Source organism: Paenibacillus sp. Y951 (assembly GCF_056786395.1).
Genome location: NZ_JBXCIY010000010.1, coordinates 15,049 through 30,243 on the forward strand (window position 1 = coordinate 15,049; position 15,195 = coordinate 30,243).

At 40.8% G+C, this 15,195-nt stretch carries 16 protein-coding genes and 2 riboswitches; of the genes, 15 read left to right on the forward strand and 1 reads right to left on the reverse strand.

The window, feature by feature from the left end; genetic code table 11:
* Positions 1-238: 238 nt before the first annotated feature.
* The gene (locus AC1TPB_RS15110) at positions 239-532 is read left to right on the forward strand and encodes a hypothetical protein (protein WP_482077264.1); all 294 of its coding nucleotides are present in this window, start codon (positions 239-241) and stop codon (positions 530-532) included.
* A 73-nt stretch (positions 533-605) separates the two neighbouring features.
* Positions 606-1,802: an MFS transporter gene (locus tag AC1TPB_RS15115; RefSeq protein ID WP_482077265.1), complete on the forward strand. Its 1,197-nt coding sequence runs from the start codon at positions 606-608 to the stop codon at positions 1,800-1,802.
* A 184-nt stretch (positions 1,803-1,986) separates the two neighbouring features.
* Here the strand turns inward: AC1TPB_RS15115 and AC1TPB_RS15120 are convergent, their stop codons facing one another.
* Entirely contained in the window at positions 1,987-2,466 is a 480-nt protein-coding gene (locus AC1TPB_RS15120) for a C40 family peptidase (RefSeq protein WP_482077266.1), read from the reverse strand.
* A gap of 7 nt (positions 2,467-2,473) precedes the next feature.
* A riboswitch (cyclic di-AMP (ydaO/yuaA leader) is annotated at positions 2,474-2,619 on the reverse strand.
* A 239-nt stretch (positions 2,620-2,858) separates the two neighbouring features.
* Here AC1TPB_RS15120 and AC1TPB_RS15125 point away from each other — a divergent pair.
* The 13 genes from AC1TPB_RS15125 (at position 2,859) to AC1TPB_RS15185 (ending at position 15,192) form a co-directional block, all read left to right on the forward strand.
* Positions 2,859-4,532 carry a glutamine--tRNA ligase/YqeY domain fusion protein gene (locus AC1TPB_RS15125; RefSeq protein ID WP_482077267.1) on the forward strand — a complete coding sequence of 558 codons (1,674 nt, stop codon included), beginning with the start codon at positions 2,859-2,861 and terminating at the stop codon, positions 4,530-4,532.
* A gap of 15 nt (positions 4,533-4,547) precedes the next feature.
* Positions 4,548-5,609, forward strand: coding sequence for a histidinol-phosphate transaminase (hisC, locus tag AC1TPB_RS15130; protein ID WP_482077268.1), 1,062 nt, complete (start codon positions 4,548-4,550; stop codon positions 5,607-5,609).
* Between the two features lie 323 nt (positions 5,610-5,932).
* The gene (locus AC1TPB_RS15135; protein WP_482064333.1) at positions 5,933-6,349 is read left to right on the forward strand and encodes an RrF2 family transcriptional regulator; all 417 of its coding nucleotides are present in this window, start codon (positions 5,933-5,935) and stop codon (positions 6,347-6,349) included.
* 66 nt (positions 6,350-6,415) lie between these two features.
* Entirely contained in the window at positions 6,416-6,724 is a 309-nt protein-coding gene (gene trxA / locus AC1TPB_RS15140) for a thioredoxin (RefSeq protein WP_482064305.1), read from the forward strand.
* Positions 6,725-7,001: 277 nt separating this feature from the next.
* Positions 7,002-8,102: a redox-regulated ATPase YchF gene (ychF, locus tag AC1TPB_RS15145; RefSeq protein ID WP_482077389.1), complete on the forward strand. Its 1,101-nt coding sequence runs from the start codon at positions 7,002-7,004 to the stop codon at positions 8,100-8,102.
* A gap of 366 nt (positions 8,103-8,468) precedes the next feature.
* Positions 8,469-9,545, forward strand: a complete 1,077-nt coding sequence (gene prfA, locus AC1TPB_RS15150; protein ID WP_482077269.1) for a peptide chain release factor 1 — start codon at positions 8,469-8,471, stop codon at positions 9,543-9,545.
* 117 nt (positions 9,546-9,662) lie between these two features.
* A complete protein-coding gene (gene prmC / locus AC1TPB_RS15155; RefSeq protein WP_482077270.1) occupies positions 9,663-10,598 on the forward strand; it encodes a peptide chain release factor N(5)-glutamine methyltransferase in 936 nt (311 codons plus the stop codon).
* A 103-nt stretch (positions 10,599-10,701) separates the two neighbouring features.
* Positions 10,702-11,400 (forward strand): stage II sporulation protein R, encoded by a 699-nt coding sequence (spoIIR, locus tag AC1TPB_RS15160; RefSeq protein ID WP_482077271.1) that lies wholly within the window; start codon positions 10,702-10,704, stop codon positions 11,398-11,400.
* Between the two features lie 158 nt (positions 11,401-11,558).
* A complete protein-coding gene (locus tag AC1TPB_RS15165; RefSeq protein ID WP_482077272.1) occupies positions 11,559-12,620 on the forward strand; it encodes an L-threonylcarbamoyladenylate synthase in 1,062 nt (353 codons plus the stop codon).
* 93 nt (positions 12,621-12,713) lie between these two features.
* On the forward strand, positions 12,714-13,274 hold the full coding sequence (locus AC1TPB_RS15170; protein ID WP_482077273.1) for a manganese efflux pump MntP: 561 nt from the start codon (positions 12,714-12,716) through the stop codon (positions 13,272-13,274).
* A 24-nt stretch (positions 13,275-13,298) separates the two neighbouring features.
* The gene (locus AC1TPB_RS15175; RefSeq protein ID WP_482077274.1) at positions 13,299-13,892 is read left to right on the forward strand and encodes a low molecular weight protein arginine phosphatase; all 594 of its coding nucleotides are present in this window, start codon (positions 13,299-13,301) and stop codon (positions 13,890-13,892) included.
* A gap of 68 nt (positions 13,893-13,960) precedes the next feature.
* Positions 13,961-14,041, forward strand: a riboswitch (ZMP/ZTP riboswitch).
* 131 nt (positions 14,042-14,172) lie between these two features.
* Positions 14,173-14,631 carry a ribose 5-phosphate isomerase B gene (rpiB, locus tag AC1TPB_RS15180; protein ID WP_482077275.1) on the forward strand — a complete coding sequence of 153 codons (459 nt, stop codon included), beginning with the start codon at positions 14,173-14,175 and terminating at the stop codon, positions 14,629-14,631.
* Positions 14,632-14,637: 6 nt separating this feature from the next.
* Positions 14,638-15,192: a TIGR01440 family protein gene (locus tag AC1TPB_RS15185; protein ID WP_482077276.1), complete on the forward strand. Its 555-nt coding sequence runs from the start codon at positions 14,638-14,640 to the stop codon at positions 15,190-15,192.
* The last annotated feature ends 3 nt before the right edge of the window (positions 15,193-15,195 follow it).

The window sequence follows — 15,195 nt, forward strand, 5'->3', positions numbered from 1 at the left end:
TTTATATCTAGCTGGTAGTTATGTAACATAGGTTGTCCGTATTGAAAATAGAATGATAAGTAGACTTATGGCGTTCAAAATGTCGGTAAAGTGCAGACATGCTGAGTGCAATATGTGATAATATGTCGGTATAGGAAGCGCTGTTTGGTGAAAGAATGGTAGGGTTATTGAATCAATAATGACCATTAAGTAGTGAGTAATTCAATAGTGTGAGGAATGACAAGGAGGCAATATTATTATGGGTATACGTCATGCAAGAGAATATAATGACATTTTACAAGACTTAACAGAAGCAATAGGTCAAATCGAAGACTGTTTCCGCTTCTTTGAGATGGAAGCTGCAGAATGGGAAGTTCTATCAACGGAGGAAAAACACGAGGTGTTAGAAGCACTTGCCGATGATGTTTTTTATGGGTTAGGAGAAGAATCTGTCATTGAAGTAGGTTCTGGAACAATAAGCTATAAAGCGGAACATCATATTATTGAGGTGGGGCAAAGTGACAAGGTGTCACAAATCATTCGCTTAATCTAGTAGAGGTAGTTCGAAAAGCAGACTTTGATCACGAATTAATAGTATTTATATTGAAAAGGAGTTTGTCATACTTGTGAGAAAAATTTTATGGCTAGCGTGTTTATCATATCTTGTTATTGGAATTGCACATATTATTGGTGGATCTATTCTTGAGCAGCTAGTGACGCATTATAATGTTTCGTATGCTAGTGGTGGTCAGTGGATTATGAATCAGTTTCTCGGTTTTCTCGTGGGTGTCCTGCTTGGTCCTACGCTATCAGCTAGATTAGGTAAGCGGATAACAATTGTTGTAGCAATGGGTGCATTAACGGTTGCCGAAGCATTATATAGTATGTTGTTACCGTGGGAGTGGATGCTAATCGTTGCTCCAGCAGCCGGATTTGGATTCGGTATGATTGAATCTATTGTAGGTGCACTTATTATTGAAATGTATAAGGATGCGAAGGCATCTGCAATGAGCAAGCTCGAAACGTTTTTCGGGATCGGAGCATTAATTATTCCGTTAGCTGCAGCCTTCTTAATTCGTAATCATATTTGGGAATGGTCATTCCCCATTTTAACAGCAATTAGCGGCATTACATTATTACTATGGCTATGCTTATCCTTCGGAAAAGATATCGATGATCAGCTATCACGGCCAACGAAAGCGCAGCGTCAAGAAGCGGGTGTTCGATTGAAGTATACATCAAGGGCGCTTCCGTTTCTTATTATATCCATGGCATTTTTCTTTTTATATGTAGGGACAGAAATGAGTTTCTCTAATTACTTACCCTCAATATTAATTGAACGTACTACATTATCAGAATCTAGTGCAGCAGGAATGTTGAGCTTATTCTGGGGCTTTATGGTTATTGGTCGAATGTTCTGTGGTATTTTGGCAGATCGCTATGGATATATTCGTTATCTAATAATCTCGATGGTCGGATCGGTCATAGCATTTATTGGGATAGCGGTATTTGAAGGAACAACGGCTATTCTTATTATGATCGCCTTAAGTGGTCTAAGCTTCTCAGGCGTGTTTGGCATTGGTTTGGTATATGTGAACTCTTGTATTTCCGGCATGACAGAACGGACGACAAGTCTGTTAGTAGCTTGTGGTGGAATCGGCGGTGCGCTCTTCCCGAGATTAACAGGCTGGGTGATGGATAAATATATGGTATCGGCAACATTGGCTCTTATTGCTTGTATTGTGGCTGTGATGCTTGTTTGTATGGTCGTCATGATGTTAGTAGGTCGTAATCGTGATTTGCAACAAGTGAAAAGCGCTTAGCTGTACAATAAGGCGGTAGGAAGAACAATCTTCGTACCGCCTTTTGCTATAGAAATAGATCAGAGTAAGCAATGGTATAAATTTGTACAGGCTAGCATAGTGTATCTAATATATAGAAAAAAAAAGCATTTCAGGAGCACTTCACATAAATGAAGTGTTCTCGAAATGCTTTTTTCGAAAACTATTATTTACTTGCTTTTACATATGTATCGTAGTCTTCATCAGATAAGATGTGACGAGCAGTTACATAACGTGGCTTGTAGTAGGAAGAATCCAATGAATCGATAACTACGCCCTTACTAGTAGAGGAATGGGCGAATTTACCATCACCTACATAAATACCAACGTGAGTAATGCCACCGTTGTTAGAACCGCTAGTATCGAAAAATACTAGATCTCCAGCAACTAAATCTGCTGTAGCAACTTTCGAACCTTCTAAAGCTTGGTCGGCAGAACGTCTTGGCAATTCATAACCCATTTTATCGAATATGTATCTTACAAAACCAGAACAATCAAATCCGCTAGTTGTATTACCACCGTATTTGTATTTTGTTCCTTTTACATCTTCGATGCTCGTAAGCATGGATGAATTTGCGGAAGCGTTTCCCACAGAGAAAGTCAAAAGAACGATAAGTGCTGTAAGCATTAAACTAAACTTCTTCACAATTTAAGACTCCTTCCAAATGTGCCGACGAGGTTAGCTGACGGGTTCGGTTGAAGGTTCCCTATGAGACTAGCAATTATGAATATTCATAATCTAGCTCAATTCACCCCAAATGGATCCCCCGTTTCTTAAGTGATTAAGCTTAAGAATTTGGCAATATAGGCTTACTTGTTACAAGCTTTATCATAGACTGAAAATTCAATTCTGTGTAGAATGTGAGAATATTCTAATGGTTTCTCATTCTATACTCAGAAATATGACTAGAAAATTTACTAGGCAGATTAGCTTGATCCGGTAATAACATCCGCATTTGCACGCATAAATGGGTGTATTTTCATAAGAATTTGTGTATGATAAGAGGATAATATTCGTTGTGTGAAAGGTTGGTCTATATGGAAAATAGTAATGAAAATAAATCGGCTCCGTCTAATTTCATTAAAAATATAGTAATAGAGGATTTACAAGAGGGCCGGGTTCAGGAAATTTACACGAGATTTCCCCCAGAACCTAATGGATATCTTCATATTGGGCATGCCAAATCTATTTGTTTGAACTTTGAGCTGGCTGATGAATTTAAAGGGAAAACAAATTTACGTTTTGATGATACTAATCCTGTTAAGGAAGATACGGAATATGTAGATTCTATTATGGAAGACGTAAGATGGTTAGGTTTTGAATGGGATGCGTTATTCTATGCCTCTGATTATTTCGAAGAGATGTATAATCGTGCGGTATTGCTTATTAAGAAGGGTAAAGCATATGTATGTGACCTGACAGCGGAACAAACTCGTGAGCTGCGTGGTACGTTAACTGAACCTGGTAAGGATAGTCCTTATCGTAATCGCAGCGTGGAAGAGAATCTTGATCTATTTGCACGTATGCGTGCAGGTGAATACGAGGATGGTGCGCGAGTACTTCGTGCCAAAATTGATATGGCTGCTCCTAATATTACATTGCGTGATCCAATATTATACCGCATTGCTCATGTACATCATCATCGCACTGGAGATGCGTGGTGCATCTATCCGATGTATGACTATGCGCATCCACTAGGTGATGCAATTGAAGGTATTACTCACTCTATTTGTACATTAGAATTTGAAGATCATCGTCCGATGTACGATTGGGTTATTGAACAATGTGAGATGGAAACACAAACGCATCAATATGAGTTTGCGCGTCTTAACATTACAAATACAATTATGAGCAAGCGCTATTTGAAATCGCTAGTAGATGAAGGCGTTGTTAATGGATGGGATGATCCTCGTATGCCGACGATTAGTGGTATGCGTCGTCGAGGATACACAGCGGAATCTATTCGTAACTTCTGTCGGGAGATTGGTGTTGCGAAAGCGAATAGCATTATTGATGAACGTAATCTTGAGTTCTTTATTCGTGAAGATTTGAAGATGAAGGCCCCGAGAACGATGGCTGTACTTGATCCGATCAAAGTGGTCATTACGAACTATCCAGAAGGTCAAATCGAATGGTTAGATGCTGAGGTAAATGCAGAAAATCCAGAGATGGGTATGCGTCAAATTCCGTTCTCTCGTGAAATTTATATTGAGCGTGAAGATTTCATGGAAAACCCGCCCAATAAATATTTCCGTCTATTCCCTGGTAATGAGGTTCGTTTGAAGCATGCTTACTTTATAGTGTGTAATGATGTGATCAAGAACGAGGATGGTGAAGTTGTAGAACTTCATTGTACGTACGATGTGGCAACGAAATCAGGCAGTGGCTTCAACGCTCGTAAAGTAAAAGGTACGATTCACTGGGTTGAGGCATCAAGTGCTATTCCAGCACAGTTGAGACTGTTAGAACCACTACTAGTAGATGAGACGGATAATAAGGATAAGCCATTATTAGAACGGATCAATCCGAATTCTATGCAAGTTGTGAATGGCTATATTGAACCAAATATGAAGGATGCACAAGCGGGAGATCAGTTCCAATTTTTCCGTCATGGCTATTTCTGTGTAGATAAAGAAAAGAGTAGTGAAGATGTGCTAGTATTCAATCGAATTGTATCGCTGAAAAGCTCATTCGATGCGAAGAAAGCGTAAGGAGAGTCGACAACGGTGAGTAAATATTGGAGTCCGCTAACTGCTGCATTGGAACCTTATATACCAGGTGAGCAGCCGAAGGATAAGAAATATATTAAGTTGAATACGAATGAAAATCCTTATCCACCATCTCCCAATGCAATGGCAGCGATGGCAGATGCAATTAATGAGGATTTGCGCTTGTATCCTGATCCTAATTGCGAATCACTAGTGGCAGCATTAGCAACGCGTCATGGATTACAGCCTAATCAAATATTTGTAGGTAATGGTTCTGATGAAATATTAGCCTTTGCATTCGCATCGTTCTTCGATCCGAGTAAGCCTGTCCTATTCCCTGATATTTCATATAGCTTTTATAAAGTATATGCGAAGTTCTACGGTATAACGCCGAAGCTTATACCATTGGATGAGCAATTCAACATCAAGGTAGAGGAATATGTAGGGGAGCATGGTGGCGTTATTATTCCGAACCCGAATGCTCCGACGGCAATTTTAATATCATTGGAGCATATTAAGCAATTGCTTGAACAGAATCCCGAACAAGTTGTTATTATTGATGAAGCTTATATCGACTTCGGGGGTCAATCTGCGGTTGTCTTAGTGGATAGCTATCCTAATCTATTAGTTATTCAGACCTTGTCGAAGTCTAGATCATTAGCTGGATTACGTGTTGGTTTTGCCTTTGGCTCAGCAGAGCTGATCGAAGGCTTGAACCGTACGAAGAACTCATTTAATTCTTATACTTTAGACCGCGTTGCACTTGCAGGGGCAGTAGCTTCTATTGAAGACGAGACCTATTTTGTAGAAATGAATGCAAAGGTCATTGCTACTCGTGAGCGTGTCGTCAAGCAGCTTGAGCAGCTACACTTTTTGGTTACTCCTTCAGCGGCTAATTTTGTATTTATTTCTCACCGCAGTATACCTGCAACGCAACTCTTTGAGCAATTAAGAGCAGCGGGTGTGCTTGTTCGTTACTTTGCCTCACCGCGCATTGATAATTTTTTACGTGTAAGCATTGGAACGGATGAAGAAATGGATGTGTTTATTAAAGCATTACAGAAATTAACGTTACAATAAATAAGTATGAATACAAGTAATAAGAAGCTAGTTATAGCTAATGAGTAGCTAGTAATGATTGATAAAAGTAGTCTGATTCACTTAAAATGCACCTCTAATTGTTAGCGATGTCTAACTTTTCGGGGTCACTTCACAAGTGGTCGGGCTGCTTTTTTTGCTGTATCGTATCCACCAGCGTGATAATAGTGAAATAATTAGAAATTGATGGCTTGTGTATAAAGGATGACAAAATGCTGAACACTATATAAAGTGGTTTCACTGTTATTGACAATTCTAACTGTAACGTTTATTATTACAGTATAACGCAGGGAGGACCACTTAAAGTGAATAGTGAATTTACAATTGCAGTGCATAGTTTAGTCTATTTGGCTAATTTGCCAGATAACATGGCTAGTAGTGAGATGATTGCTGATAATGTTGGTACTCATTCTGCGCGTATTCGTAAAGTCATGAGTGGTATGCGTCGTAGTGGCTTTGTTAATACAAGAGAAGGTTCTGGTGGCGGGTATCGACTTACTATTGATCCTAGCACTGTAACACTGGCGGATATTTACCGCGTGATGGCTCAAGGATCGCTCATTCCAAGCTGGTGCTCAGGTAATCCTGATGGTGACTGTATGGTTGGCTCGAACATGAATTCTGTTATGTATGGCATCTTTTGTACAGCAGAGAAGAAGTTAGAAGAACATTTCAGCGATATTACAATTAGTGATGTGCTTAAGCAAATTCACAGTTGTTAAGTTTCACCGCATGGTGTGAAGGGATTTTCCCATAATCATATATATTAGTTAGAGAGGATGATTGTAATGGCAATTTCATTAACTAAAGATAATTTTAATCAATCCATCGAAAGCGGAGTAGCATTAGTAGATTTTTGGGCTCCTTGGTGTGGACCTTGTAAAATGCAACTTCCAATCGTTGAAGAACTAGCTACTGAACTTGAAGGTCAAGCAGTAATCGGTAAAATCAACGTTGACGACCAACCTGAGCTAGCTGCTCAATTCGGCGTTATGAGTATTCCAACACTAATTCTTTTCAAAGATGGTCAACCAGTTGATAAAATGGTAGGTCTTCAAAGTAAAGATGCACTTAAAGCAAAAATTTCTAATGCTTAAATAATTGAGGCATTGATATAAGGGGGCTGTTGCTGTAGTGAAATCCACTACAGCAACAGCTTTCTTTGTGTGGATAGGCAGTCATATTCGAAGTCGAGTAAGCTACGAAGCTATCTCATTGTGATCACAAGCGAACGGGTCTTTCTTTGTTTGACTGGCTAGGGTATAATAGCGAAAGCTGTTTACAATCGGTTTCGAGTTAATGCTTCCGAAGTGACTTTATTGTTACGAGGTAGCTTGAGAGTAATATACAATAAAGTATTTAGGAGTTGAAATGATGGGTCTTTCATGTGGTGTTGTTGGTTTGCCGAACGTAGGTAAGTCCACACTTTTTAACGCAATTACGCAAGCTGGTGCTGAATCAGCTAACTATCCATTCTGTACAATTGATCCGAACGTTGGCGTTGTTGAAGTGCCAGACGAGCGTTTAGATAGACTGGTGGAATTAGTAAAGCCGAACAGTATCGTACCAACTGCATTTGAGTTTGTTGATATTGCAGGTCTTGTTGCTGGAGCGAGTAAAGGTGAAGGTCTTGGTAACAAGTTTTTAGCTCATATTCGTGAAGTAGATGCGATTGTACATGTTGTACGTTGCTTCCAAGATGAGAATATTACACATGTATCTGGTAAAGTTGATCCGCTTAGTGATATCCAAACGATTAATTTAGAACTAATTTTAGCTGATATCGATTCTGTTGATCGTCGTATCGATCGTTCTCGTAAAAACATAAAGAACGGTGACAAAAAGATCGCACAGGAAGTTGAAATTCTTGAGCGCGTGAAGGAAGCATTATATAATGACCAACCCGCTCGTAGTATCGAATTAACTCCTGATGAGTTGACGCTAATCAAAGATCTTCATCTATTAACATTGAAGCCAGTATTATATGCTGCGAATGTAAGTGAAGCAGAAGTTGCCAATGCTGATGACAACGAATTTGTGAAAATTGTTCGTGACTTTGCTGCCCAAGAAGGCGCTGAAGTCGTAGCAATTAGTGCAAAAGTTGAATCAGAAATTGCAGAACTTGATGGCGAAGACAAGGAAATGTTCCTTGAAGAGCTAGGTCTTGCTGAGTCTGGACTTAATCGTCTCATTCGTTCCGCTTATAAATTATTAGGTCTATACACGTACTTTACTGCTGGTGTTCAAGAGGTTCGTGCTTGGACGATTCGCAAAGGTATGAAAGCACCACAAGCAGCGGGAGTTATCCACACTGATTTCGAACGTGGTTTCATTCGTGCAGAGGTTGTTTCTTACGATGATTTATCGGCAGCAGGTTCGATGGCTGTAGCTCGTGAGCGCGGTCAATTGCGACTTGAAGGTAAAGAGTATTTGGTAAAAGACGGCGATGTTATACATTTCCGTTTCAACGTATAGCGTCATTGATCAATAATGAATGAAATATGAGTGCTTGGTGAATCCTTGAAGGAGGGACCAGGCACTTTTTTTATCCACATGTGTATACTAAAGGGGTTCGACTGTGATCACGAAGTTATACACTGTGGATTACTCGGCATCGAAGCTATTGTCCACAGAAAGAAAGATCTTAATAAGTTGTGGATAATAGCTTTCCATTTTGTGTATATCCTATTAATATTTGTGGATAATCCTGTGCATAACTCGATACTTTTGTGCATAACTCGATTTTTAGGTATTCAATGCAAAGCAAATATCGATTGAAGCCTGTTGATGTGATATAATAATAATTATCTTATTTTGAGGAAATGACAGAGGTGAGTGACTGTGTTAGATCGTTTACAAGCACTAGCTGATCGGTACGAGAAACTAAGCGAGTTGCTGTGTGATCCGGACGTATCGAGTGATCCTAAGAGGTTAAGAGAGCTTTCCAAAGAGCAATCTGATCTTCAAGGTGCATATGATGCTTTTACAGAGTATAAACAAGTTAGCGAGCAATTCGAAGAGGCTAAAGAAATGCTGGGCGAAAAACTTGATGATGAAATGCGCGACATGGTGAAAATGGAAGTCGATGAACTAGGTGCGCGCAAAACGGAGCTTGAGGAGAAGGTACGTATATTGCTTCTTCCAAAAGACCCTAATGATGATAAAAACGTAATCGTCGAAATTCGTGGTGCAGCAGGTGGAGATGAAGCAGCATTATTCGCATATGAACTATATCGTATGTACAATAGATATGCTGATACACAAGGCTGGAGAACGGAATTGATGGAGTTTACTGAAAATGACGTTGGTGGTTTCAAAGAGGTTATTTTCATGATTAGTGGTAAAGGTGCTTACAGCAAATTGAAATATGAAAGTGGCGCACACCGTGTACAACGTATTCCCGTAACGGAATCTGGCGGGCGTATTCATACGTCTACATCCACGGTAGCAGTAATGCCGGAAGTAGAAGAGGTAGACGTAGAGATCTTCGATAAAGATATCCGTGTAGATACATTCTGTTCTAGTGGCGCTGGTGGTCAGTCCGTTAATACAACGAAATCCGCTGTGCGTGTCCTTCACGTACCAACGGGTATTATGGCAACTTGTCAAGATGGTAAATCTCAACACGAGAATAAAGCCAAAGCACTTCAAGTTCTTCGTGCACGAATCTCCGATGTTCAACGTCGAGAAGAAGAAACAAAGTATGCTGGAGAACGTAAAAGTAAAGTTGGAACGGGCGATCGCTCGGAACGTATTCGTACGTACAACTTCCCGCAAAGTCGGGTAACCGATCATCGTATTGGCTTAACATTGCATAAGCTGGACTCTGTTATGAACGGTGACATTGAAGAGATTATTAATCATCTAACATTGGCTGATCAAGCCGATCATCTTGAACAAGAAACGATGGGTGCATAATAGTTACCTAGAGTGAATATATAGAGCGCTAGTTACGAGCAATATCTTACGAATAGGTAAGAGGCTGCTATGAACTGGCGCTTTCTTTTGATTAGCATTAGAAAGTGGTGAAAAACTGTGACAGCAACAACGGTGACATTAGAAGAGTGTATGGCTATAGATGAGGATATAAGAACAAAATTGCAGCAAGCTACTACTTATTTGACGGAATGTGGTGTGGAAGAAGCTAAGGAGAATGCACAATTAATTATGCTTCATGTTCTGAATGTGGAGCGGGGGCGCTTATTACTTATGTGGCGGGATATGTTTCCAAAAGCTAAGCTAGTGCCGTGGGGAGAGTTATTAGCTCGTAAAGGTAAAGGTGAACCGATCCAATATATGATTGGTGAAGCCTGGTTCTATGGAAGAAGCTTTACTGTGTCCTCTGCTGTACTTATTCCGCGTCCTGAGACGGAGCTACTTGTTGAAGCGGTGATTAAGGCAGGTACTAAGCTGTGGCAGCATAAAGCGAAGCAACCTGTAGTTCTAGATATAGGTACTGGAAGCGGCGCTATATCATTAACGTTACAGCTAGAACAGCCCCAGTGGCGAGTGATTGCCTCTGATATTTCCGCTGATGCATTAAGCGTCGCTAAGCATAATGCAGCCCAATTGGGCATCGCGCATAAAATAGGCTGGCAACAAGGTGATTTACTACAACCATTTATTATAGAAGGGCAAGCGCTGCAATATGAAGGTCAACATATTGATATTTTAGTATCCAATCCGCCCTATATTCCACAGAGTGATATGGCACAGCTCCAAAGAGAAGTGCGTGATTATGAACCGCATCTTGCATTAGTTGGTGGTGAGGATGGGCTTGATCCTTATCGTGTGATGTTATATAAGCTGGCCAAATTAGAAGTTAAGCCAACGATTGTGGCGTTTGAACTGGGGATTCATCAGCCTGCCATTGTCGTAGATATGATGAAAGAGATGGGCGCTTGGGACGATATCTCGGTTATTACAGACTATAATGGAATAGACAGACATGTTATCGCGGTAAAAAAGTAGATTGATAGGTTTATAGATTAGATGAGCTGGACATAATAGGGTTAGAGACGTTCCGGGACGCAAGCAAGTACATTTTAGCGGATGTACGAGAGGAGCTTGTGTAATGTTATCTAATTCATCTAATCAATTTTCTTTTTCTTATCGCAAAGTATATGGGTATGTCGCTATTATTTTAATCGTGCTAATTATGAGCTGGGAAAATCAAAAGGTTGACGCAGCATTTAATATGGAATCTATTCCAGAAGAATCTATTCGTCTACGTATTCTTGCTAATTCCGATGCTCCCAATGATCAACTTATTAAAGCAGTCGTTCGTGACGAAGTTGTCGCAGCAATGAATAGTTGGGTAACTGAACCATTAACGATTGAGGCAGCTAGAGAAGTGCTAAGCGCACATGAAGCGGAATTGCAAAACATTATTGCAACAACACTTACTAATAACGGTTATCAATATGGATTTACTACAGAGATTGGCCAAGTCGAATTTCCTACAAAAATGTATGGGCAGCTTGTCTATCCTGCCGGGATGTATGAAGCATTACTCATTACATTAGGCCAAGGGGAAGGGCGTAACTGGTGGTGTGTACTATTTCCACCGCTATGCTTTGCTGATACAGTATCAGGCGAAGCGACAGCTAGTCCATCTGTAGAGGCGGCAGTAGTGACAACGGGAGTAGAACAATTAGCAGCAACGTCAGAGGTAGAAACAGCATCGGTAGCAACGACAGATGTAGAAGTTGATTTTTTCATCGTTGAATTGTTTGAAGATTTGGGAGCATGGTTCTCCTCACTATTTGCATAAACATTAGCGAATTCAAATATTGAAGCGATAAGCGGCATAGCTGTTTATCGCTTTTTATTGTGGTCATTTGAAGCTATACTGTAAGTATAAGAAGTCATACTGTAGATATATGAAGTTATACTATAAGTATAAGTTGAAGAAACGAAGGATTGATAGCCGTGAATAACAGTACTCATTTATGGAAAATTAATATAGAGCAATCGGGCTGGGAGCAACAGCTAGAGGAAGCGGCATATGCACTTCAGCAAGGGAAACAAGTAGCCTTTCCTACAGAAACGGTATACGGATTAGGAGCAGATGCAACTTCAAGTGAAGCAGTACAAGGAATTTTCGCGGCAAAGGGCAGACCGTCTGATAACCCCTTAATCGTACATATTAGCGATAAGAGGCAATTGGATGGATTAGTTGAACATTATGATGGACTTGCAGAGCAGTTGATGGAGCGTTTCTGGCCGGGACCTTTAACTATCGTGTTACCTGTAAAGGAAGGTGTACTATCTCCTTATGTAACAGCAGGACTCGCAACAGTAGGTGTTCGTATGCCTGATCATCCTATAGCACTTGCGTTGATCGAGCAAGCCAATTGTCCGCTTGCTGCGCCAAGTGCAAATCGTTCGGGCCGCCCAAGTCCTACACTTGCCGGGCATGTATATGAAGATTTGGCAGGACAAATCGCAGGTATTGTCGATGGTGGAGCGACAGGAGTTGGCTTAGAATCTACTGTTGTTGAGGTCGATGGTGATTCTACCATTCGTGTGTTGCGCCCAGGCGGAGTAACGGAGGACGATTTGAGAGTATGTTGTCCAGAGGCGAACATTGTGACGGAAACGGAGCTGCAAAGTAGGGAGGCACCTCGTTCCCCAGGGATGAAATATACGCATTATGCACCGAAAGGACAGCTTATCGTTGTGAAAGGTGAAGCAACTCAAGTGGCTGCCTATATCGGGGCGCAATTGGATCGTTACCAAGCGACTGAGCGATGTGGTGTATTGGCTTTTGCTGAGCATATGGAGCATTATCGTGCCGCTGAGCTTGTCATTAGTATGGGAAGTATTCATCATCTTGAAGAAGCTGCGGCTTCGCTCTATGCTGCCTTACGAAGCTTTGATGAACAGAATATTTCTCGGATATGGTCGGAAGCAAGTAGCTACGATGGTATCGGTGCGGCATTGATGAATCGATTGCATAAGGCGGCTGGTCATGTCGTTGTCAATGTCTAACGAACATTATTTTTTGATTTATTAAATTAATAGTCAACTTTATCTCCTTCTCCGCATATGTTTGTACAAGTATAGTGGACAAGGAGATCATTTATGTTAGATACAAACGCATGGATAGGACAGCTTATGGCGATCATGATGATTGCGATCGCATTAGGTTTTGATGCATTTTCACTCGGAATAGGCATTGGTCTGAAAGGAATTCGTTATCGACATATATTGAAGCTTGGTATCGTAATCGGGTTGTTCCACATTGTGATGCCCATTGGTGGTATGCTCATGGGCAATCTGATGAGCTCGGTTCTTGGCAACTGGGCTACTATTGTAGCGGGAATACTATTAATTATGTTAGGTACGCACATGATTATTAATTCCTTTAAGGAAGAAGAAATGCAAATGTTAGATCATCGAACATTTTGGGGACTTATGCTGCTATCATTTAGTGTAAGTGTAGACTCTTTTTCAGTGGGCATTACACTTGGAATGTTTCAAGCAGAATTCTGGCTAACGGTATGTTTATTCGGGATATTGGGAGCTGTAATGGCTATGCTAGGATTAAGTCTTGGTAAAAGAGTGAGTCAATCAATGGGAATATACGGTGAGACATTTGGTGGCATTATTCTTGTCGTGTTTGGGGTTTATTTTATAGTATAATAGGAGTTGAAGGGAGTTGGCGCTATGAAAAGAATATTATTCATATGCACGGGTAATACTTGTCGATCTCCTATGGCGGAAGCATTTCTCAAAAGTCTTGCCTATGAAAAGGGGTTAACCGTTGCTGTACGTTCAGCAGGAATATCGACGGTGAATGGTATGCCAGTATCGGCTAATTCGTTACACGCTCTGAATCGTCGTGGTATTCAACATAAAGGAAGCTCATCTGTACTGCAAGAAGAAATACTGGAATGGGCGGATCTCGTCTTAACGATGACATCTGCACATAAACGAGATTTGTTGCAACAATATGCTCATATGATGGACAAAACCTTCACGTTGAAGGAGTTCGCCTATATGGATGAAGATCTGGAACAGATAATTACGGAGCTAGAAAGTTTATATACAGATGTGCAGATGAAGCAAATTTTAGGACAACCCGTAGAGGAAAAGCAACGTCAGCGGTTGATGGCATTGGAGCGGACTATTCCTAGCTTTGATATTGCAGATCCATATGGAGGCACACAGTCACATTATGATCATTGTGCCGATGAACTAGAGGAAGCGATCTTCAAGCTAGTCGACAAACTATTATTACGTAATCAACAACAAAAATAGATGATAAATTCTAATAATTAGATGATTGATATTTGCAGCTAAATCCGCTATTATATAGCTATATAAGCGGTCTTCGATGTAACTGGCGACGGAAGTGGGTAACCACGATGGAGCATCGGAGTATACGGCCGGTCGCCTGGGCAAAGAGCAACGTGCTATTCATAGCATGTTTTGCTCTTTTTTTCATTTTTTAAGGAAAAGCGGTATACTACAAGTATACTTTATGTTCAAAAAAACATCTTGTATCCAATCAAATTATCGAACCGAGAGGGTGTTATGCTTGAAAATTGCAATTGGTGCTGATCACGGTGGATATCGTCTAAAAGATGAAATTGTCCCATTTTTGAAATCATTAGGTCATGAAGTGGAAGATTTTGGCTGTGATTGTAATGGTTCAGTAGATTATCCTGATTATGCATTGCCCGTATGTGACCAAGTTACAGCAGGTAAGGCAGATCGTGGTATTTTAATTTGTGGAACAGGTATTGGAATGTCTATTGCTGCTAACAAGCATGCAGGTATCCGTTGTGCTTTAGTAGGCGATACATTCTCAGCACAAGCCACTCGAGATCATAATGACACGAATGTACTTGCACTTGGTGAGCGTGTTACTGGTCCAGGTCTAGCGTTAGATATTGTGAAGATTTGGATTGAGACACCATTCTCTAATGGTGAACGTCATGTCGGTCGCCTGAAAAAAGTAACAGATATTGAAAAGCGATTCATTACTGGGGAGTAGTGCAGTATGACACATTCGCTTGATCTTATTGCAACGCAAGTTGAAACTGTCATCTGCGAACTGATGGAAGTGTGTCAATGGACAAAACCGAAATTGTTAGTGTTCGGGACGAGTACTAGTGAAGTGATCGGGGAGCATATTGGCAAAGCAGGGGCAGTTGATGTAGCAAGTGCGATTTATCGCGGAATCGAAGCTGCACGTCAGCAATTCAATTTTATTCCCGTTTTTCAATGCTGTGAGCATCTCAATCGTGCCATTGTTATAGAACAGGATGTAGCGGAGTTACTTCATAAAGATATTGTCCATGCTGTACCAGTGCCCCATGCTGGAGGCTCGATGGCTGCTTACGCATTTACACAAATGAAGCAGCCGTGTCTTGTTGAAACGATTGCAGCAGATGCAGGAATTGATATCGGTGATACGTTTATTGGGATGCACTTGAAGCAAGTAGCGGTTCCCTTACGAGGGTCATTGCGCTCAATTGGTTCAGCGCACTTAACGATGGCGTACTCTAGGCCGAAGTTGATCGGCGGACCTCGTACCACCTATGTTCGCATGTGATTA

Bases quoted from the DNA above. Each gene is read 5' to 3' on its own strand.
- AC1TPB_RS15110 (WP_482077264.1), top strand. From the start codon at position 239: ATGGGTATACGTCATGCAAGAGAATATAATGACATTTTACAAGACTTA.
- spoIIR (WP_482077271.1), top strand. From the start codon at position 10,702: ATGTTATCTAATTCATCTAATCAATTTTCTTTTTCTTATCGCAAAGTA.
- AC1TPB_RS15125 (WP_482077267.1), top strand. From the start codon at position 2,859: ATGGAAAATAGTAATGAAAATAAATCGGCTCCGTCTAATTTCATTAAA.
- ychF (WP_482077389.1), top strand. From the start codon at position 7,002: ATGGGTCTTTCATGTGGTGTTGTTGGTTTGCCGAACGTAGGTAAGTCC.
- AC1TPB_RS15175 (WP_482077274.1), top strand. From the start codon at position 13,299: ATGAAAAGAATATTATTCATATGCACGGGTAATACTTGTCGATCTCCT.
- AC1TPB_RS15185 (WP_482077276.1), top strand. From the start codon at position 14,638: ATGACACATTCGCTTGATCTTATTGCAACGCAAGTTGAAACTGTCATC.
- trxA (WP_482064305.1), top strand. From the start codon at position 6,416: ATGGCAATTTCATTAACTAAAGATAATTTTAATCAATCCATCGAAAGC.
- AC1TPB_RS15170 (WP_482077273.1), top strand. From the start codon at position 12,714: ATGTTAGATACAAACGCATGGATAGGACAGCTTATGGCGATCATGATG.